The organism is Lelliottia wanjuensis (assembly GCF_030238365.1).
GTDB classification, from domain to species: domain Bacteria; phylum Pseudomonadota; class Gammaproteobacteria; order Enterobacterales; family Enterobacteriaceae; genus Enterobacter; species Enterobacter wanjuensis.
Map to the genome: position 1 here is coordinate 48,004 of NZ_JASSOT010000078.1, position 20,866 is coordinate 68,869.

A 20,866-nucleotide genomic window follows, 5' to 3' on the forward strand; every position below is an offset into this window, starting at 1 on the left:
CTGTCGTTCGTTTCCCTTAATGCGCCTGGTCGTTGCTGACTGAAGACTGCAAGGCCTGGGCGAATGATTTTGCGATCGCCTGACGTTGAGCCGGAGCAACGCTGGTATTGATAAGGTTGGTGACCATATTTCCCAAAACCATCAGGGAGAGATCGGTCGGCGTTTTGTGTTTCTCAAGTACGTTGACCAGCTCACTGAGCAGTTGTTCAACGTGTTCATCACTATAGCGGGAATGTTGTGGCATAAATCGAAATCAGTTTGTTGATGAAAGGGCAACATATTACCGTAGCAACAGCTTTTTTTCCCCTTTTTTATCTTCTGTTGCACACATGCGTGGGTGATGGTTGAATACCGCCCGGTCTTTAAGGAGAGTTTATCATGAGTCTGGATATCAACCAGATTGCCTTGCACCAGCTTATCAAGCGTGATGAGCAAACCCTGGAGCTGGTGCTTCGCGATTCGTTACTGGAATCAACGCCTACCGTTACGGAAATGATGGCGGAGCTGCACCGCGTCTACAGCGCGAAGAATAAAGCCTATGGCATGTTTACCGAAGAGAGTGAGCTGGCGGAAAGCCTGCGTCTGCAACGCCAGGGCGAAGAAGATTTTCTGGCGTTTAGCCGCGCGGCCACCGGCCGTCTGCGTGACGAGCTGGCGAAATATCCGTTCGCTGACGGCGGTATCGTGCTGTTTTGCCAGTATCGCTATCTCGCCGTGGAGTATCTGCTGGTCACGGTGCTGAGTAATCTGAGCAGCATGCGCGTCAACGAGCAGATGGATATTAGCTCTACCCACTATCTGGATATCAACCACGCCGATATCGTGGCGCGTATCGATCTGACCGAATGGGAAACCAATCCGGAATCAACGCGCTACCTGACGTTCCTGAAAGGGCGCGTGGGCCGCAAAGTGGCCGATTTCTTCATGGATTTCCTTGGTGCCAGCGAAGGTCTGAACGCGAAAGCGCAGAACAAAGGGCTGCTGCAGGCGGTCGACGATTTCACCGCAGAGGCGCAGCTCGATAAAGCCGAGCGTCAGAATGTGCGTCAGCAGGTGTACAGCTACTGCAACGAACAGCTGCAGGCGGGCGAAGAGATCGAACTGGAATCCCTGTCGAAAGAGTTATCAGGCGTCAGCGAGGTTAGTTTCCACGAGTTTACGGCAGATAAAGGCTACGAACTGGAAGAGAGCTTCCCGGCGGATCGCAGCACCCTGCGTCAGCTGACCAAATTTGCCGGCAGTGGCGGCGGATTGACGGTGAACTTCGATGCTATGCTGCTGGGCGAGCGCATTTTCTGGGACCCGGCGACGGACACCCTGACCATCAAAGGCACCCCGCCGAACCTGCGCGATCAGCTGCAGCGTCGCACTTCTGGCGGTAAATAACAGCCATAAAAAAACCCCGCAATGCGGGGTTTTTCTCAACTTGTTGGCGATTAAGCGCGAACGAAGTCGACGTGAGACAGTTTTGGCTTGAACGGGTGACGCTGAACAGCCTGAACTTTCACTTTTTCTTCTTTACCATCGAAAACGATAGTCAGAACTTCAGTGTAGAACCCTTCTTTAGTCTGCTGGTTCCAGACTTTGTCCTGGTCCAGTTCGATTGCGACTGGAGCAGCATCGCCACCATAGATGATAGCCGGGAACTTGTTAGCTGCGCGCAGGCGGCGGCTCGCACCCTTACCCTGCACAGAACGTACTTCTGCATTGATAGTGAACATTGATTTCTCTCTGTAAATAAGTCCTGCTACAGGCGACCCAGCAGCAGGTGAGTGTTCTGCCTCACGGATGTGAAGCGGGCGGCATTTTATACTCAAACGCCATTCACATCAATCAAAAGTCCCGTTAACCGCGCAATTCATTAGCCCGACGGAAACGTCCTTCATAGTCGAAGAGCTTCTCGCGCACCTGCCAGAACTGGCCTTTTTTACGCGCGACGACAAAATCCGGGTGGCGCAACAGCGCTTCCTGATGAACGATATCGGCGACGGTGATCCAGCGTAAAGGCACGCCCGGCGTGCGGGTGTGCGGGCGGATAAACAGCTGTTCGAAGGCCGTGCGCTGAGCGGGGGTATGCAGACGGAAGCGCTCGCTAACGTCTGCGCCGTCTTCATCGTAATAGGTGATTTTCAGCCATTCGCCTTTCTCGTCGGCTCCGGGTTGCAGCGCCATGCCGGAGCAGCGCAGCACCAGCGCATCTTTCAGTTTCAGCGCGGCTTTCAGCATGTCATCGGGATCGACCAGCACCGTGTCGCACTCGCGACAGCGCCGGGCGGCGATGTCATTTTCAGCGTTACACTGCGGGCAGTTTTTGAAGCGGAAGCGATAGTCGCACTGCTCGCGATGGCCGTCATCGTCCTCAAACCAGCCCTGACAGCGGCGGCCAAAATGTTCAATCAGCGTGCCGTCGGCAGTAGTTTTCCCCCAGAAAGTATTGGCGAACCCGCAGCCGGGGCAGAATACCTGCACCGGGACATTGCCGCTTTTACCTTTCGGTGTCCCCACTTCGGGCGAATAGAGATCGTACGGGTTTCCGGCGTAGTCCAGAATCAGGCAGTCGGTCTTGCCGGGCGCCAGGCGCAGTCCGCGCCCGACAATTTGCTGATACAGGCTGACGGACTCGGTCGGGCGCAGGATCGCAATCAAATCGACATGCGGTGCGTCAAAGCCGGTGGTCAACACCGAGACGTTCACCAGATAGCGGAACTGCTGCGCCTTAAAGGCGTCGATCAGCTTGTCGCGCTCAGGGCCTGGCGTTTCGCCGGTGATCAGCGCTGCATCGTCAGCCGGGAGCAGGCCGGTTATCTCTCTGGCATGCTCGACGGTGGCCGCGAAGATCATCACCCCTTTGCGCGTCTGGGCGAACTCTTCGATCTGGCTGATGATGTGCGGCGTGATGCGCTGCTGTTTTTTCAGCTCCTGGTTCATATCCGCTTCGCTGAACAGGCCGTTGCTCTGGGCCTGCAGGCGGCTGAAATCATACTGCACTACCGGCATATCCAGCCGCTCGGGCGGCGTCAGGTAGCCGTGCTTGATCATGTAGCGCAGAGGGAGCTCATAGATGCAGTCGCGGAACAGGGCTTTTTCGTCGCCGCGCACCATTCCGTGATAGTGAAACTGATAGATCCAGCCTTTGCCGAGGCGGAACGGCGTCGCGGTCAGGCCCAGCAGGCGAACCTGCGGGTTCACCTCTTTCAGATGATTCAGGATTTGCTGATACTGGCTTTCGTCGTCATCGCTGATGCGATGGCACTCATCGACAATCAGCAGAGAGAATTCGCTGCGAAAATGCGCCAGGTTTCGCGCCACCGACTGCACGCTACCGAACACCACTTTGCCGTGGCTCTCTTTGCGTTTCAGCCCCGCAGCGAAAATATCCGCCTCCAGGCCCAGGGCGCAGTATTTAGCGTGGTTCTGCGCCACCAGCTCTTTGACGTGCGCCAGCACCAGCACGCGGCCACGCGCGAGGCGCGCCAGTTCGGCAATCACCAGGCTTTTGCCTGCGCCTGTGGGCAGGACGATGGCAGCAGGTTCTTTATGTTTGCGAAACCAGGCGAGGGTGGCGTCGACGGCCTCCTGCTGATAGGGGCGAAGTGTAAAAGTCATGGGCTCTCTATTTGGTTATCTCGCACATAGTATGCCACGAAACTTTTTCCCTTGAGTGGCGCGAACAGACCGCTATACTGGACCGTTCTTGACTGCTTCTTTTTCGGACATGTTGTCCGACTTCCAGCACCATAAAGGCTATAAGATTTCATGCGACTTGATAAGTTTATCGCTCAGCAACTCGGCGTAAGCCGCGCTATTGCCGGGCGCGAAATTCGCGCCAGCCGCGTTACCGTGGATGGCGAAATTGTGAAAGACAGTTCTTTCAAACTCCTGCCAGAACATGACGTTGAGTTCGACGGCAACACGTTGGCCCAGCAGAACGGCCCGCGCTACTTCATGCTCAACAAGCCGATAGGGTACGTCTGCTCGACGGACGACCCGGATCACCCGACGGTGCTCTATTTCCTCGACGAACCGGTCGCGCACAAGCTGCATGCGGCAGGGCGTCTGGATATCGACACCACCGGGCTGGTGCTGATGACCGATGACGGCCAGTGGTCGCACCGTATTACGTCTCCGCGCCATCACTGCGAAAAAACCTATCTGGTCACGCTCGAATCGCCGGTGTCTGACGATACCGCCGGACAGTTTACCAAAGGCGTGCAACTGCATAACGAGAAAGATCTGACCAAACCGGCGGTGCTGGAAGTGATCACCCCGACCGAAGTGCGTCTGACCATCAGTGAAGGGCGCTACCATCAGGTGAAACGTATGTTTGCCGCGGTCGGCAACCGCGTTGTCGGGCTGCACCGCGAGCGCATCGGTGAGATCGCTCTCGATCCAGAGCTTGAACCCGGTGAATACCGCCCGTTGACGGAAGAAGAGATTGCCAGCGTTGGCATGCCTTCACGCTAATTTCAGGAGCACACTGTGACCACCAGGCCACACTCATCAATCAGCATCGTGTTTATCCTTGGCCTGCTGGCCATGTTGATGCCGCTGTCTATCGACATGTATCTGCCTGCACTGCCGGTGATTTCCGCGCAGTTTGGCGTACCGGCCGGCAGCGCGCAAATGACGCTCAGCACCTATATCCTCGGTTTTGCCGTCGGGCAATTGCTGTACGGCCCAATGGCGGACAGCATTGGCCGCAAGCCGGTGATCCTCGGGGGAACGCTGGTGTTTGCGGGTGCGGCGGTGGCCTGTGCGCTGGCGCAGACGATCGATCATCTGATCATCATGCGTTTCTTCCACGGCCTGGCGGCTGCGGCGGCGAGCGTGGTGATTAACGCCCTGATGCGCGATATCTATCCGAAGGAAGAGTTCTCGCGCATGATGTCCTTCGTCATGCTGGTCACCACCATCGCGCCGCTGCTGGCACCAATGATTGGCGGTGCGGTGCTGGTGTGGTTTAGCTGGCACGCCATCTTCTGGATCCTGGCGATTGCGGCGCTGCTGGCGTCGGCGATGATCTTCTTCTTTATCGATGAAACCTTGCCGGTGGAACGTCGGCAGAAGTTTCATATTCGTACCACCATCGGCAACTTCGCCTCGCTGTTCCGTCATAAGCGTGTTCTGAGCTATATGCTGGCGAGCGGTTTTAGCTTCGCAGGGATGTTCTCCTTCCTGAGCGCTGGTCCGTTCGTGTACATCGAAATTAACCACGTCTCGCCGCAGCATTTTGGCTACTACTTCGCGCTCAACATCGTGTTCCTGTTTGTGATGACCATCATTAACAGCCGCTTTGTCCGCAGGGCAGGGGCGCTGAACATGTTCCGCGCCGGGCTGTGGATCCAGTTTGTGATGGCAATCTGGATGATGCTGACTGCCTTCTTCGGCGTCGGTTTCTGGGCGCTGGTGGTGGGTGTGGCGGCGTTTGTCGGCTGCGTGTCGATGGTCTCTTCTAACGCGATGGCGGTCATCCTCGATGAATTCCCGCATATGGCGGGCACCGCGTCGTCGCTGGCCGGAACTTTCCGCTTCGGAATTGGCGCGATTGTCGGGGCGCTGCTCTCGATGGCGACGTTTAATACCGCCTGGCCGATGATTTGGTCGATCGCGTTCTGCGCCACCTGTTCGATTCTCTTCTATCTCTACGCCAGTCGGCCGAGAAAATCGGCAAGTTGAGGAAGAAAAGGGGCCAATGCGGCTAATGCTGGTCAGTTAAGCATCTGAGGTTGTTCCGTTCACCTCATGTTCAGCAGAATATAATCGCGTCACAACCTGTGAACGTGCAAAGGGGGCTACGCGGCCCCCTTTGCAATCCCCGCGCCCCGTCAGGAAATCGGTGCTTCGCACTGCGCTCACCTCCCGGCCATCTGCCTGCGGTCGGCTCGACTCGACTTCCTGTCTCGTTTCGCCTCTGGCCGCCATCCCTGGCGTCCAGCCCTTGTCATCTGGCCTCCGGTTCGCCGATTTCAGCGGGGACCCACACCGGTGCCACATTCAGACAGCTGTGAAGGCTGAGGGAGCGGGAGTCCGGCTGAAAATCGCTGAGGCGTTGACTGGAGGCAGGGGCGACGCACAGGGATGTGCGTCGAGGGCGCGACTTACAGGGATGTTACCTGCGCCCGTCCCCGTCAGCCGGAAGGAATAAGACGAAGGCACCGCGAAGCGGCGATTTTCTTTGCCGGGAGCCGGGGTTGCCAGGGTGGTGGCGATTGAGCCACCCTGGCACGTTCACCGCAGAGAGATGGACCGGAAGCAGAGGAACAAAAGTGAACGGAACAATTCCACTGAAGCCATAAAGGTCCTGGGGCAAGCAAAATAATGAATTTAAATTCATTATTTTGCTTAACTGACCAGCATTAGCCAATGCGCCCCCCCTTTTATTGATACTCGTCAACCAAACTCGCGTTTGTTTACCCCATGTTTGTTTCTTTTATGTAAAATCTATTTATGTAAAAAGTCACATCGTTGTAGTTAAAAAGGTTGAGTTAGATCGCAGAAACGGGTACATATAGCGCCAAAGCGAGCCTGTAACTCACAAAATAATGCCAGCAAACCAGAGACGCCAAAGCCCGTAACATCAGGCGGCAAGCGGTTTCTGAGGAAAATAACGGCAGGTTAGCAACGATGTGTTACTATAAATGTAAATAAATTGTGAAGGCTTTTTTGGCTTCCGGGGAAAGAACGTGAATACATTACAACTCTCCATTGTCCATCGCTTGCCCCAGAGCTATCGCTGGTCGGCGGGTTTTGCAGGTTCGAAAGTTGAACCGATTCCGCAAAGTGGAAAAGAGGGCGAGAACAGTCTGGTGGCGCTGAAATTGCTCAGCCCGGACGATGAAAACGCATGGCCGGTGATGGAGCGTCTGAGCCAGGCGCTGACCGATATCGAAGTCGTCAGCTCCGTACTGGAGTGCGAAGGCGAGCCCTGCCTGTTTGTCAACAGCCAGGACGAATTTGCGGCGACCTGCCGTCTGAAAAACTTTGGCGTGGCGATCGCCGAGCCGTTTTCCGGCCAGCATCCTTTCTGAGCGTCAGCGCAGCGCTAACAGCTGACGCGTATACTCATGCGTCGGCGCGGCAAACACGCGCTGGCAATCCCCTTGCTCGACCACCTCTCCCTGTCGCAGCACAATCACCTGATGACACAACGCGCGCACCACCTGCAGGTCGTGGCTGATAAAGATATAGGCCAGTCGGTGCTTTTCCTGTAAGTCCTTCAGTAACGCCAGAATCTGCGCCTGCACGGTGCGGTCGAGGGACGACGTCGGCTCATCCAGGATGATCAGCTCCGGTTTCAGGATCAGCGCCCGTGAAATGGCGATACGCTGGCGCTGGCCGCCAGAAAAGGCCGCCGGATAGCGATGGCGCGTGGCCGGATCCAGCCCCACCTCCTGCATCACCCGAATCACTTCATCTTCACGCTGACGAGCGCTCAGCGCTGGCTGATGGACGCGCAGACCTTCTTCAATGATTTGCAGCACGTTCAGCCGCGGATTCAGCGACGAGTTCGGGTCCTGAAACACCACCTGCATCCGCGGGCGGACGGGCAACATCTGCCGACGGTTCCAGCTGTGCAGCGGTTTGCCATCAAACAGAATCGTCCCCTGAGAGTTGATCAGGCGCAGCAACGCCAGACCGGTAGTGCTTTTGCCAGAGCCTGATTCCCCGACCAGCCCCAGGGTTTCACCCGGACGCAGGGAAAAGCTGACGTCTTTCAGCACTGCGTTTTCTGCCACCACGCGACGGAAAATTCCCTTGCGCACCGGGAAAGATACGCCGAGATTTTCGACGTTCAGCAGCGGTTGACTCCCCTCGGTCAGCGGGACGGGGTCGCCCGACGGTTCGCTGTCGAGCAGACGCTGGGTGTAAGGATGTTGCGGGGCATGGAACAGAGCCGTCGCCGTGTTCTGTTCGACGCAGCGGCCGTTTTGCATCACCGCCACCTTGTCGGCGAGTTTCCTCACAATGCTGAGATTGTGGGTGATAAACAGCAGGCTCATGTTGAGCTCATCGCGTAACTCGCGCAGCAACTGCAGGATTTGCGCCTGCACCGTGACATCCAGCGCGGTGGTTGGCTCGTCGGCAATCAGCAGCTCCGGGCGCGTCAGCAGCGCCATGGCGATCATCACGCGCTGGCGCTCACCGCCCGACAGCTGATGCGGAAAGTCCGTCAAACGTTTAGCGGCATGACGAATGCCGGTGCGCTCCAGACAATCCAGAATCTCGCCCCGGGCGGCCTCTTTGCGCATTCCCCGGTGCAGGGACAACACTTCATACAGCTGTTTTTCCAGGGTGTGCAGCGGGTTGAGGGAGACCATCGGCTCCTGGAAAATCATCGCGATTTTGTTCCCGCGCACGCCGCGCAGGGTGTGTTCATCCGCGTGGAGTAACGACTGCCCGTGGAACAGAATATTGCCCTGCGGATAAACCACCGGCGGGGAGGGAAGCAGACGCAGCACCGACAGCGCCGAGACGCTTTTGCCAGAGCCGGATTCCCCGACCAGCGCCAGGGTTTCACCGGCCTGGATCTGCAGGGAGAGATCGCTCACCACTTCACGCGTTTCACCCTGCTGAGTAAAGGCGATGGAGAGATGTTCGATGCTGAGGAGAGGCTGCGTCATCTTATACCGCCTTGTTGGGATCGAAGGCATCGCGGACTGCTTCGCCAATAAAAATCAGTAACGACAGCAGCACGGCCACCGACAGAAACGCCGTTATTCCCAGCCACGGAGCCTGTAGATTGTTTTTTCCCTGCAGCAGCAGTTCACCCAGAGACGGCGAGCCGAGAGGCAAACCGAAGCCGAGAAAATCGAGCGAGGTGAGGGTGGTGATGGAACTGCACAGAATAAACGGCAGGAAGGTCAGGGTCGCCACCACCGCGTTAGGCAGCATATGGCGGAAGATAATGCTGCGATCGCTGACGCCCAGCGCCTGCGCCGCGCGGATGTAATCGAAGTTACGGGTACGCAAGAATTCCGCGCGCACCACGCCCACCAGCGCCATCCAGCCGAACAACACCGTAATGCCGAGCAGCCACCAGAAGTTGGGCTGCAACACGCTGGAGAGCAGAATAATCAAAAACAGCGTCGGCATGCCGGACCAGACCTCAATAAATCGCTGGCCCCAGAGATCAATTTTACCGCCGTAATAGCCCTGCACCGCGCCCGCCACCACGCCCATTACGCTGGAAAATAGCGTCAGCATCAGGCCGAACAGAATAGATATCCGCGTGCCGTAGAGAATGCGCGCCAGCACGTCGCCGCCGTTGGCATCGGTGCCCAGCCAGTTTTGTGCAGAAGGCGCGGAAGGGAAGGGCGTCGAGGTTGAGAAGTTAATGCTGTTCGCGCCAAAGCGAATCGGCGCCCAGAGCACCCAACCGTCGCTGTCGAGCCGATCGCGCAGCCACGGGTCCTGATAATCCGCCGGTGTGGCAAAGGGCCCACCAAAATCGCTCTCACTGTAGTTAGTGAGTACCGGCGTGTACCAGCGATCGTTGAAATGCACCAGCAGCGGTTTGTCGTTGGCAATCAGCTCAGAGCACAGGCTCAGGATAAACAGAACGGCAAAAATCCACAGAGACCAGTAGCCGCGACGGTTGTGGCGAAAACGCGCCCAGCGGGCCTGGTTGACGGGGCTTAAGTGCGGCATCAGCGGCCCTCAAAATCAATGCGGGGATCGACCAGCGTGTAGCTGATGTCGCTGACAATATTCAGCAGCAGGCCAATCAGGGTAAAGATATAAAGCGTACCGAACATCACGGGATAATCGCGCGAGACGGTCGCTTCGTAGCCGAGCAGGCCAAGGCCATTGAGGGAGAACATCACCTCGATCAGCAGCGAGCCGGTGAAAAACATGCTGATAAAGGTGGCCGGGAAACCGGCGATCACCAGCAGCATGGCGTTGCGGAACACGTGCTTCCACATGATCTGTTTCTCGCTCACCCCTTTGGCCCGCGCGGTCACGACGTACTGTTTGCGGATCTCATCGAGAAACGCATTTTTGGTGAGCATCGTCAGGGCCGCGAACCCACCAATCACCGTCGCCAGCACCGGCAGGGTGATATGCCACAGATAATCGGTGATCTTCTGATACCACGGCAGGGAGCTGAAATCGGCTGACACCAGTCCGCGCAGCGGGAAGAGGTCGAAATAACTGCCGCCGGCGAAAAAGACAATCAGCAGAACTGCGAACAGAAACGCCGGGATCGCGTAACCAATGATGATGAAAGTGCTGCTCCAGATGTCGAAGCGGCTGCCGTTGTGCACCGCTTTGCGGATCCCGAGCGGAATCGACACCAGATAGATAATCAGCGTGCCCCACAATCCGAGGGTGATCGACACCGGCAGGCTGTCTTTGATGAGCTGGATCACCGACGCGCTGCGGAACAGGCTGTCGCCAAAGTCAAAGCGGATATAATCCCAGAGCATCTTGAAATAGCGCTCATGAATAGGTTTGTCGAAGCCGTAGCGATGGGTGATCTCGGCGATCACCTCAGGATCTAACCCGCGCCCGCCGCGATAGTGGCTCTCGCTGATATTCCCGGTGCCGGTTTGCGCGTGGCTGGCGCGCAGGCCTTCACCGCCGCCGCCCGGTAATCCGCCGCTGTGACCAAACTCAACGGCCGCAATGGCCTGGTCGACCGGGCCGCCGGGGGCAATCTGCACAATGAAAAAGTTGATGGTGATAATCGCCCACAGCGTCGGGATTATCAGCAATAAACGGCGAATCAGGTACGCACCCATTTTTATTCCTTAACGCCGTTCAGCGGGCAGTTTGGCGGCTTTATTGACGTCATACCACCAGTTATCCAGCCCCAGAGAATAGATCGGGCGAATGGATGGCTGAGAGAATTTATCCCACCAGGCAATGCGATCTTCGCCCATAAACCACATCGGTAGCATGTAGTAGTTCCAGGTTAAAACTCGATCGAGGGCGCGGCCCAGCGGCAGGAGCTTCTCTTTGTCGCCCTGCGCGGCGGTTATTTGCGCAATAAGATTATCGATGACCGGGCTCTTGACGCCGGGGGCGTTGTAGGACGAGTTGATGTACTCCGAGGCCCAGGAGATGCGCAAATTACTGTTTGGCCACGGCTGGGCCTGCCACAGGCGCGGCATCATGTCGTAATCGCGGTTACGCATGCGGTTGGTGATCTGCGCGTTATCGACCTGGCGGATCTCCACGGTGACGCCTAAACGTTCCAGATTGTGCTGGAACGGGAGCACCCACTGATTGTTGCCCGCCGAAGAGAGCAGCAGTTCGAAGCTGAGGGGTTTTCCGGTTTGCGCATTCACCCGTTTCTGGTTTTTCAGCACCCAGCCCGCGTCGTCGAGCAGCTTACTGGCTTTGAGTAAGTTTTCACGGTCGTAGCCATCGCCTTTCGACGTCGGGGGCTCAAAGATGCTGGTAAAGACTTCCGGCGGGACTTCGGCTTTAAGAGGAGCCAGCAGGGTCAGCTCGGCGGCGTCAGGATAACCCCGCGCTGCGTACTCGGTATTCTGGAAATAGCTGTTGGTGCGGCTGTAGGCCCCGTAAAACAGGGCTTTGTTCATCCACTCAAAGTCAAAGGCGAGGGTAATGGCCTGGCGGACGCGTCGGTCGGCAAACACCGGGCGCTGAATATTAAACGCCAGCCAGCGCGTGTCCTGGGCGGATTCGTTCTTTTGCTCGTCCTTCACAATGAAGTGGTTGGCAAAGTTTTTGCCCACGTAGCGAGTCGCCCAGTTTTTGGCGCTGACTTCCTGGCGCATATCGAATGCCCCGGCTTTGAAGGCTTCGAAGGCGACGTTATCATCCAGATAGTAGTCGTATCGGATGGTATCGAAATTCCAGCGGCCACGGTTGACCGGTAAATTCGCCGCCCAGTAATCTTTGACCCGTGAATAAACGACGTATTGCCCCATCTTCCAGCTGGTGATGCGGTATGGCCCGCCCGCCAGCGGCGGTTTCGAGATTGGGTCGCTGAGCTTATGGTCTTTCCAGAACGACTCGGGCATCACCGGGAGCGAGAAAAGACTCAGCATGTTCTCTTTGCCCGGCTCGGCGAGCTCAATGCGCACGGTCAGCGGGGCGATGGCTTTCACGGTCGCACCTTTGAACACCAGCCGGAACTGTGGCACCCCTTCGGTCATAAACTTATGGAAGGTAAAGGCCACATCGCTGGCTTTCACCGGGGAGCCGTCATGAAAACGGGCGCGCGGGTTGATCGTCACTTCTGCCCAGGAGAAGTCATCCGCATAGCGCGCGGAGTCGGCGACCAGCGGGTAGTAACTGCCCGGTTCATCATCGGAAGTGACAAACAGCGTGTCGTATAGGGCGTCAGTTCTTTCGGCGGGGACACCGCGCAGGGCAAAGCGGTTGAAGTTATCAAAGGTGCCGAGGGCGGAGAGGGTGATGTTTCCGCCTTTAGGGGCCGCGGGATTGACGTAATCGAAGTGGGTAAAGTTCGCTTCATACTTCGGCTCGCCAAGCACCGCGAACGCGTAGCTCTCTTTAATACTCTGCGCCTGGCAGGTCACGCTGAATAACGCCATTAACAGCAAAACAAAGCGCATAGTCATTCGCAGCGTATCCCTCATCTGTTCTGGCTCACCCGCGGTGAGACTCATGGTTTAGCTGATAATAAGTGACGAAACCGTCATTGGGAAATCATTCGCTCTCTATGGCGACGTCAGATTCCCATTTCAGGAACTGTACCAGCGGCATCGGGCGGCTGATCCAGTAGCCCTGCAAATAATTCACCCCATGCTGGCGAAGCCACGCCGCCTGCTCAGGCGTTTCGACACCTTCCGCCACGGTCACCATGTTCAGGCGTCGCGCCAGCGTGAGAACGGCATCCAGCACCGGCGAAGTGACCGTTTCCGTACCTATGGCGTTCACGAATCCGCGATCGATTTTCAGGTAATCCATGGTGAAACGCTCCAGATAGATCAGCGCGCTGTGGCCGGTGCCGAAATCATCAATCGCAATTTCGAAACCTTCGTGATGCAACCATTCGAACAGAGGCGCCGCTTCGAGCTGATTAATCATGTCGCGTTCGGTAATTTCCAGCACCACCTGGAAGTGATCGGGTGGCAGCGACGCGGCGAATTCGCGCATGTCATCTTTAAAGCTTTCCGAATGCAGATGGCCTGGCGCAATGTTAATGCCCAACTTCGCTCCCGGCGGCAGCACGGTTTGCAGTAGCGCCGCGTCGCGGATGATCAGCTCAAACAGATGCAGCGTCAGCGGGACAATCAGTTTTTGCGCTTCGGCAAAATTGATAAAGGCATCCGGTGGGATTTCGCCCATCGTCGGGTGTTTCCAGCGCATCAGCACTTCGCAGCCCTGCATCTTCAGCTCTTTCGCATCGACCACCGGCTGATACACCACGTAGAACTGACCGCGTTTAATGGCGGTGAGGATCTCTTTGCCCGGGTTCAGACGGATGTTGAGGATATAAAAAGAGAGCGTGCCCGCCGCAATACCGCATATCAGGCCAAAGAGCAGCGCGAAGAGGATTTCGTAGATCGTCCACTCCTGGGCATACAGGTTGATGGTAAGCGGAACGTCTTTCAGGGTCGCGCTGCGGATAGGGGTGCCATGCAAGTCGTTGACGTTGATCAGATGGCCTGACGCGGTGGATAAGGCCATATTGCCAATAATCACCGCGATACCGGCAAACTCGTCCTGGCGCGAGGTATAGAGCAGATAAGGCGTTAAATTAATATTGATGGAGGTAAACACGCCCCCGCCTTTGACCAGCGGATTCTGATACCAGACGACGATCGCGGGTTTGTCCGGCAGCATGGGGGTGCCGGGCAGCAGCGCCATATCGACGGATTTGGTGGTGTCCAGATCCGGTATCAGCTCCTTCATCGGAACACTCATCGGCCCGGTGGCCGACGAGCAAAACGCGGCGTTATCCCGGACCAGTAAAAAGGCGCGAACGTTGACGCTAAAGGCGGCGCGGGAGGTTAGCTCTGCGCTCACGTCCTGGCAAGTGCTCAGGGTGAAGGGCTGCAGGGTATCAATCGAGGTTTTGAGATCGGAGAAATAACTCTCCATATAGACCCGAAGATCAACGATCAGGGTATCGAACTTCGCTTCCCGCTTATGGTAGCTCAGAAAAAACTGCAGCATTCCGCAGAGCAGGGCAACAATAATGCCCGCGAGGATGCTGCCTGTCAGAACTTTGCGGCTGGTGGAAAAGAAACGAGTGAGCATAAACGTCATTGTTCCTGGATCGTCGTGGTTCCGGCAGGACGACTAATCTTACGTATTTACAAGACTATAGCCTGGTTTTATGCAACCAGTCATATATGAAGGCAGAGCGCGCGGGGTTAAACGGGCAAAAAAAAACACTGCCGAAGCAGTGCTTATTTTTTATCGTGTTGCCAGCCAAGGGATAACCAACAACACGACAGATTAACTGCGACTCAGTACACGGCGCGCTTCGTTATAGCGCTTCTTCCAGTAGGGTTCATTCATGCTGGAAATCGTCACACCGCTGCTGGTGGAAGCATGAACAAACTGGTCGTTGCCGATGTAGATACCGACGTGGCGACCCGTTGAACCGGCACGGAACAGAACCAAATCACCGGTACGCAGTTTGGTACGCGAGATGGATTTACCCATTTCCTGCTGTTCGTAAGTCGAACGCGGCAGATCCATGCCAAATTGCTCGCGGAATGTACGCTGTACAAAACCGGAACAATCGATACCTTTTTTGGTGCTGCCGCCAAGACGATAGCGCACGCCTTTCCAGTCAGCATACTGGTCCATAATGCGGGACTTCACGTCAAGATTACGTACCATATTCTCAAATTCATCCTGAGAGGCTTGCAGTGACGAGGCATCTTCAGTGCCCACAACACGCGTCTCAGGATGCATATTCTTCGCGGTGTTAGACGTACTACATGCAGACAGCAGTACCGCAACTGCTATTGCCGGGATTCCCCGCAAGATATATCTCAAAATCGGTTGAGATTTGACCATGTTGATTATTTTCCCTTGAAGTCCTTAACGATAAATATCGTTATAAAAATGCCAAACGTGACGAGACTAAATACCTGCGCACAATGAGACAATTCTTTATGGTCAAATCTGTGCTCTAACGCACAAACTTATTCACCCTGAGAATAATTATCTCTGTGAGGCAAAACGAGTTCGAGATTAACCGATCCCCTTAGGCATTGAAAGCAAAAATAGGGTCTTTTTTATAAGAAAATGTGATAGAGAAAGTGATTTACCGGGATTGCCTAAAATAGCGGCAATTTAGGTTAAATCTTACGCAACGCATTCATTTGTTTGGTGAATGATATTACGAGAAGATGACAAAATAGCGGATGAATGGCGGGAAAAGCATCAGGGATCGAAAATGATCCCTGATGGATGATGTTAATTTAGGTTGGTTATTTGTTTTCGACTTGTTGCATTTTACCCGGAAGATAGCGATCAAATACCCTAATCAGACGATCGCTTAACGGGGTCATTAAGCACCACGGCACACCAATCAGCACCGCAGAAAGTGAACCGACGGCAATATCGGTCAGCCAGTGTGCGCCGATCATTACGCGCGGGAAGGCGAAAACCACAACAATAATCAGGGCAACCGCGAAGGCTTTTTTGCCGAAATAACGCAGCATGAATGAAGCGAAAATAAGCAGCATCATCCCGTGATCGCCAGGGAAACTGTCTTTCGACGCATCCTTGGTGGAGATATGCAGTAATTCACTCACCCGGTGAATATCCGGGAAGAACAGCGTAGGGCTTGAGCGCTTAACCGGCATCAGCCCTTGCGCCAGCTGGTTAATCACCACGGCGGTCAGCAGCATCACCAGGCCAATCATAATGATGCGGCGGCGTCCTGCGGCATCTTCTTTCCGCCAGAACGAGAGCATTAAGCAGCCCATCGCCAGCAGGGAACAGCCATCGAAGGCGCGATTGTTGGTGATGGCGACAAGCCACAGAATCGCCTGGCTCTTGACCAGCTGTTCATTGAAGAAATGGAAAATACCGGAATCAATCGGGAACCAGAAACCGTGATTCACCGGCAGATACCAGGATAAAAAGAGCGCCACACCGGCGGCGTTGAGCAGTAATATCAGGGGAAGTTGTTTAATCATCGTCATATGCATTGCAGTTTAGTCGGGGGCAACGTTAGTGGCTTCAACTTAAACGAAGCTTCAACAAGCTCGCCTGAAGTGCGTTCCAGTCGGTGTTAACCGCACTAATTAACTCTATTCGGCTGTCAGGTGGCGCCACGTTTTGCGTTTCGATGAAGAAGTCAGCGCCCTGACGATTAATGCGGACCAGGCCGTCCTGGGTGCGCATGACGCCCTTCACGCGATCCACCGGCGCGAGCCTCGCCCACTCCAGAATGCCAATGGTATCAAAGCAGGTATCGGCGTCAAAAATCCAGCCGCAGGCCTGATGACCCTGCCCGCTGTTCAGACTGCGACGCCAGCGCTGATGTTCTGGCAGGTTTAGCGCCGCCAGCCCTTTTTGCGGGGCGTGAATGTGGGAGTGAGCGGCGCTGGCTGGCAGTTCGGCTACATTTCTGCGCGGCTGGTCGAGCAGTGCATTATCGATTTTTCCCTGCGTCGCCGTGACGAACTGGCGATCGCCGCCAAAATTCTGCCACCAGAAATCAAAGGCATTGCGGCTTTCCTGCGATGCACGGTCCTCTTTATTCGCCACAATGATATCGGCGGAGGCCAACTGGTCGCGGAAGTTCTCATTTTTCACGGCTTTCTCATCCAGCAGCTGGCGCGGATCGAGAATACACAATGTGGCGCGGAGATCGATCCACGGCTCATACACCGGGGCGGTGAGGAGATCGAGAATTTGCTTAGGATGACCTAAACCGGTCGGCTCAATGATTAAACGGTCCGGTTTACCCTGGCGCAGCAGGGTGTTCAGGCCCACCTGCATCGGCAGACCGTTAACGCAGCACATGCAGCCGCCGGGGATCTCTTTGACCATCGCACCACTGTCCGCCAGCAGCGCGCCGTCAATGCCAATCTCACCGAATTCGTTCACCAGGATGGCCCACTTCTCCGCCGGATCTTTGTTGGCCAGCAGGTGAAGGATAGAGGTGGTTTTACCGCTCCCGAGAAAACCGGTTACGAGGTTAGTTTTGGTCACATGCGCTCCAGGAATAATTGTAATGCTGTAACAATTATCAGTAATCCTGGCGAAAAATAACAGCGCTGGGAAGAGGGGAGGCGAACAGAGGGGCTTCTGTTCGCCTTAAACGCACGATGGGTTAAATGGCGAGGGTCTCAACCACCGCCTGACGTGCACCGTGTTGGGCAATGCGTTGATACGCCTGATGAATGGCTTCGACAAATTGCGGATGCTGCGGCAAATCCGTACCAAATACTTCGCTCAGTGCCAGCAGGGCGCTAACGCGCTCCTCTTCGCTACTGGTGTCCACCATCGCCCGAATTTTATCGCTGAGGGGATCGCGAATATCAATCCTGTTGCCGTTGTCATCGACGCCGCTGACGTAACGCATCCAGCCCGCAACACCCAGTGCCAGCAGCGGCCAGGCGCTTTCGCGTGCTAAATGGACGCGCACGCCCTCCAGCATCCGCTGAGGCAACTTCTGGCTGCCGTCCATTGCGATTTGCCAGGTCCGGTGCTGCAGTGCCGGGTTCGCAAAGCGGGCAATCAGGCTGTCGGCATAACCCGTCAGGTCGACGCCGGTAATACGCAGCGTCGGGGCCTGTTCGTCGAGCATCAGGCGACGCGCGGCTTCGTGGAACGCGTCGTCCTCCATACACTCATTGATATGCGCATATCCGGCGAGATAGCCGAGGTAGGCGAGGAACGAGTGGCTGCCGTTCAGCATGCGCAGCTTCATCTGTTCCCAGGGCAACACGTCCTGCACCATCTGTACGCCAGCCAGCTCCCATTCCGGACGCCCGGCGACGAAGTTATCTTCCACCACCCACTGGATAAACGGCTCGCAGCTGATGGCGCAGGGATCTTCCACGCCCAGTTCACGGGTGATTTCCGCCAGCGATTCTTCGGTGGCGGCAGGGACAATTCGGTCGACCATGGTGCCAGGGAAACTCACGTTTGCCGCAATCCACGCGGCCAGCTCAGGTGAGCGTTTTTCTGCCATCCCCAGCACCGCGTTTTTCACGACGTGGCCGTTGTCAGGAATGTTATCGCAGGAGAGCACGCTAAATGGTGCCAGTCCGCGCTCGTGGCGACGATGCAGCGCCTCCACCAGAATGCCCGGTGCCGAGTGCGGCTCGGACGGGTTTTCCAGATCGTGGACGATACGCGCATTTTGCGTATCGAGTTTCCCTGTCGCCGGATCGATGCAATAGCCTTTTTCAGTGATGGTCAGGGAGACAATCGCCACCTGCGGCTCGCAAAACTTCTCAATAATGGCCGCCAGCGAATCGAGTTTGGCATTCAGACACTCATGCACGGCCCCGACGATAATCGGCTGATTGCCCCCGGCACCTTTTTCCAGCACGGTGAAAAGATGGTCCTGGGCACGCAGCTGGCTCATCAGCACATCGCCGCTGAACAGGCTAATCTCACAGATTCCCCAGTCGCCCCCTTTGGCGTTGAGCACGCGGTTTGTTAACAACGCCTGATGCGCGCGATGAAAGGCACCAAAACCGAAGTGGACGATGCGGGAGCGCAACTGCTGGCGATCGAACTGCGGCAGCTGGACGTGAGAAGGGAGCGCGGTGGAGGCAATTGTCTTCATGAAATACACACCTGATTAACCATTAATTAACAATGCCAGTGTAAAGTTATATGACAGCAAATTGAATTGGTAAGCCGTAAATATCCAGATTCTGTGAGATCGATCAATCAATCCTGCGGCCTGTATTGACCGTCAGAAACAAACATGTATGGTAGTCGTCATTGTAACAATCGTATTGGTATAACAACTTAAGAGGGTGAGGCAATGGAACAAACCTGGCGTTGGTATGGGCCGAATGATCCGGTTTCTCTTGATGATGTGCGTCAGGCTGGCGCAACGGGTGTTGTCACCGCACTGCACCACATTCCCAACGGTCAGGTCTGGCCGGTGGATGAGATCAAAAAGCGTCAGGCAGTGCTGGCGGAAAAAGGGCTGACCTGGTCAGTCGTTGAAAGTATCCCGGTGCACGAAGATATCAAAACCCACTCCGGTGAGTTCGACACCTGGATTGCCAACTATCAGCAGAGCATCCGCAATCTGGCGACCTGCGGCATTGACACCGTGTGCTACAACTTCATGCCGATTCTGGACTGGACGCGTACCGACCTGGAATACCAGCTGCCGGACGGCTCTAAAGCGCTGCGTTTTGACCAGATCGCTTTTGCTGCCTTCGAGCTGCACATCCTCAAGCGTCCAGGCGCTGAAGCAGATTATTCCGCTGAAGAGAAACAGCAGGCGCAGCAGTGGTTTAACGATGCGACTGAAGCGGACATCGAGAAGCTGACCCGCAATATCATCGCCGGCCTGCCGGGAGCGGAAGAGGGATATACCCTGGATCAGTTCCGCGCGCGTCTGGCGGAATACGGTGATATCGACAAAAATCAGCTGCGTGAAAACATGGCGTACTTCCTGCGCGCGATTGTGCCGGTGGCAGAGGCATGCGGTTTACGTCTGGCGGTTCACCCGGACGATCCACCGCGTCCAATCCTCGGCCTGCCGCGTATTGTTTCCACCATTGAAGATATGCAGTGGCTGAAAGAGACCGTCGACAGCATCAACAACGGTTTCACCATGTGCACCGGTTCATACGGCGTGCGTGCGGATAACGATCTGGTGCGGATGATTGAAACCTTCGGCGATCGCATTCACTTCACCCACTTACGTGCGACCTGTCGCGAAGGCAATCCGAAAACCTTCCACGAAGCAGCGCATCTCAATGGTGATGTGAATATGGTGGCAGTGGTGGATGCGATTCTGAGCGAAGAGCAGCGCCGCAAGAAAGCGGGGGATTTGCGCCCGATTCCATTCCGTCCGGACCACGGGCATCAGATGCTGGACGATCTGCGCAAGAAAACCAACCCAGGCTACTCGGCGATTGGCCGTCTGAAAGGGATGGCGGAAGTGCGTGGGGTTGAACTGGCGCTGAAGATGACCAAGTATCCAGAGTTGCTTTAACAGGTATCGTCGGGTGGCGGCGTCGTCTTACCCGACCTACAAAATCATAAAAAAAACCGGCCTCGAAGCCGGTTTTTTCGTAGGCCGGATAAGGCGAAGCCGCCATCCGGCAAAAAACGCAATCAGTCAGCGCGACCCATATAACGTTTTTCTTCGATATGGATGCGGATCTTCTCGCCAGCAGACAGATATTCAGGAACCTGCACCACCAGACCGGTGGTCAGCGTCGCAGGTTTGTTACGTGCACTGGCAGAAGCGCCTTTGATGCCCGGAGAGGTTTCGACGATTTCCAGATCGACCGTCTGCGGCAGCTCCAGCGCCAGCAGCTGGCCGTCCCAGGTCAGAACCTGCATATCCGGCATACCGCCTTCAGGAATGAACTGCAGCTCGTCTTCAATCTGATCTTTGGTGAAGATGTACGGCGTGTAGTCTTCTTTATCCATGAACACGTATTCGTTGCCGTCGATGTAGGAGAAGTCAACGAAACGGCGGGTTAGGGTCACGGTATCCACGATATCGTCGCCTTTGAAGCGCTCTTCCACTTTCAGGCCGGTACGCACATCAGCAAAACGCATTTTGTACAGCGTTGCTGCGCCACGGGCGCTGGGGGACTGAACATCGATATCTTTCACAATCAGCAGCTTGCTGTTGTAGTTCAGTACCATACCTTTCTTAATTTCGTTCGCTCTTGGCATTGCAGTAATCCTGTTTACTGGGAGGTAAAAAATATCGCGCCAAATTACTCGCGCGCAGCCTTTC

The 20,866-nt window shown here is 55.7% G+C and carries 18 protein-coding genes; 5 read left to right on the top strand and 13 right to left on the bottom strand.

Annotated features, from left to right (window positions below; translation table 11 throughout):
* Positions 1–16: 16 nt before the first annotated feature.
* Positions 17–244, bottom strand: coding sequence for a YejL family protein (locus tag QQF33_RS23410; protein WP_014884596.1), 228 nt, complete (start codon positions 242–244; stop codon positions 17–19).
* Between the two features lie 134 nt (positions 245–378).
* On the opposite strand from QQF33_RS23410, the gene yejK reads away from it, so the two are divergent.
* Positions 379–1,386: a nucleoid-associated protein YejK gene (yejK, locus tag QQF33_RS23415; RefSeq protein WP_285158688.1), complete on the top strand. Its 1,008-nt coding sequence runs from the start codon at positions 379–381 to the stop codon at positions 1,384–1,386.
* 50 nt (positions 1,387–1,436) lie between these two features.
* Here yejK and rplY read toward each other — a convergent pair whose 3' ends face one another.
* Together rplY and QQF33_RS23425 are read right to left on the bottom strand one after the other, a co-directional pair.
* Positions 1,437–1,721, bottom strand: coding sequence for a 50S ribosomal protein L25 (gene rplY, locus QQF33_RS23420; RefSeq protein WP_095282702.1), 285 nt, complete (start codon positions 1,719–1,721; stop codon positions 1,437–1,439).
* Positions 1,722–1,845: 124 nt separating this feature from the next.
* Positions 1,846–3,606 carry a DEAD/DEAH box helicase gene (locus QQF33_RS23425; RefSeq protein ID WP_285158689.1) on the bottom strand — a complete coding sequence of 587 codons (1,761 nt, stop codon included), beginning with the start codon at positions 3,604–3,606 and terminating at the stop codon, positions 1,846–1,848.
* A gap of 150 nt (positions 3,607–3,756) precedes the next feature.
* On the opposite strand from QQF33_RS23425, the gene rsuA reads away from it, so the two are divergent.
* The 3 genes from rsuA to QQF33_RS23440 all read left to right on the top strand — a co-directional run bounded on the left by rsuA (position 3,757) and on the right by QQF33_RS23440 (position 7,028).
* On the top strand, positions 3,757–4,464 hold the full coding sequence (gene rsuA / locus QQF33_RS23430) for a 16S rRNA pseudouridine(516) synthase RsuA (RefSeq protein ID WP_285149278.1): 708 nt from the start codon (positions 3,757–3,759) through the stop codon (positions 4,462–4,464).
* Positions 4,465–4,479: 15 nt separating this feature from the next.
* Entirely contained in the window at positions 4,480–5,676 is a 1,197-nt protein-coding gene (locus QQF33_RS23435; protein WP_282495125.1) for a Bcr/CflA family multidrug efflux MFS transporter, read from the top strand.
* Between the two features lie 1,007 nt (positions 5,677–6,683).
* Positions 6,684–7,028, top strand: a complete 345-nt coding sequence (locus QQF33_RS23440; RefSeq protein WP_282495124.1) for a YejG family protein — start codon at positions 6,684–6,686, stop codon at positions 7,026–7,028.
* A 3-nt stretch (positions 7,029–7,031) separates the two neighbouring features.
* On the opposite strand, the gene yejF is transcribed toward QQF33_RS23440, so the two are convergent.
* The 9 genes from yejF to QQF33_RS23485 all read right to left on the bottom strand — a co-directional run bounded on the left by yejF (position 7,032) and on the right by QQF33_RS23485 (position 18,712).
* Positions 7,032–8,621 carry a microcin C ABC transporter ATP-binding protein YejF gene (yejF, locus tag QQF33_RS23445; RefSeq protein WP_285158690.1) on the bottom strand — a complete coding sequence of 530 codons (1,590 nt, stop codon included), beginning with the start codon at positions 8,619–8,621 and terminating at the stop codon, positions 7,032–7,034.
* A 1-nt stretch (position 8,622) separates the two neighbouring features.
* Entirely contained in the window at positions 8,623–9,648 is a 1,026-nt protein-coding gene (locus tag QQF33_RS23450; protein WP_285144023.1) for an ABC transporter permease, read from the bottom strand.
* A complete protein-coding gene (locus tag QQF33_RS23455; RefSeq protein ID WP_285144024.1) occupies positions 9,648–10,742 on the bottom strand; it encodes a microcin C ABC transporter permease YejB in 1,095 nt (364 codons plus the stop codon). The genes QQF33_RS23450 and QQF33_RS23455 overlap by 1 nt, the downstream gene beginning before the upstream one ends.
* 9 nt (positions 10,743–10,751) lie before the next feature.
* Entirely contained in the window at positions 10,752–12,557 is a 1,806-nt protein-coding gene (locus QQF33_RS23460; protein WP_285149281.1) for an extracellular solute-binding protein, read from the bottom strand.
* 88 nt (positions 12,558–12,645) lie between these two features.
* Positions 12,646–14,202, bottom strand: coding sequence for a cyclic di-GMP phosphodiesterase (locus tag QQF33_RS23465; protein WP_285158691.1), 1,557 nt, complete (start codon positions 14,200–14,202; stop codon positions 12,646–12,648).
* Positions 14,203–14,403: 201 nt separating this feature from the next.
* Positions 14,404–14,973 carry a bifunctional murein DD-endopeptidase/murein LD-carboxypeptidase gene (mepS, locus tag QQF33_RS23470; protein ID WP_282495117.1) on the bottom strand — a complete coding sequence of 190 codons (570 nt, stop codon included), beginning with the start codon at positions 14,971–14,973 and terminating at the stop codon, positions 14,404–14,406.
* Between the two features lie 416 nt (positions 14,974–15,389).
* Positions 15,390–16,103: a phosphatase PAP2 family protein gene (locus QQF33_RS23475; protein ID WP_285158737.1), complete on the bottom strand. Its 714-nt coding sequence runs from the start codon at positions 16,101–16,103 to the stop codon at positions 15,390–15,392.
* Positions 16,104–16,146: 43 nt separating this feature from the next.
* Complete coding sequence (locus QQF33_RS23480) at positions 16,147–17,124, bottom strand: CobW family GTP-binding protein (RefSeq protein WP_285158692.1); 978 nt, start codon at positions 17,122–17,124, stop codon at positions 16,147–16,149.
* A gap of 121 nt (positions 17,125–17,245) precedes the next feature.
* A complete protein-coding gene (locus QQF33_RS23485; protein WP_285158693.1) occupies positions 17,246–18,712 on the bottom strand; it encodes a mannitol dehydrogenase family protein in 1,467 nt (488 codons plus the stop codon).
* Positions 18,713–18,916: 204 nt separating this feature from the next.
* On the opposite strand from QQF33_RS23485, the gene uxuA reads away from it, so the two are divergent.
* Positions 18,917–20,107, top strand: a complete 1,191-nt coding sequence (uxuA, locus tag QQF33_RS23490; RefSeq protein WP_285158694.1) for a mannonate dehydratase — start codon at positions 18,917–18,919, stop codon at positions 20,105–20,107.
* 122 nt (positions 20,108–20,229) lie between these two features.
* On the opposite strand, the gene yeiP is transcribed toward uxuA, so the two are convergent.
* Positions 20,230–20,802: an elongation factor P-like protein YeiP gene (gene yeiP / locus QQF33_RS23495; RefSeq protein ID WP_095282688.1), complete on the bottom strand. Its 573-nt coding sequence runs from the start codon at positions 20,800–20,802 to the stop codon at positions 20,230–20,232.
* Positions 20,803–20,866 lie beyond the last annotated feature (64 nt).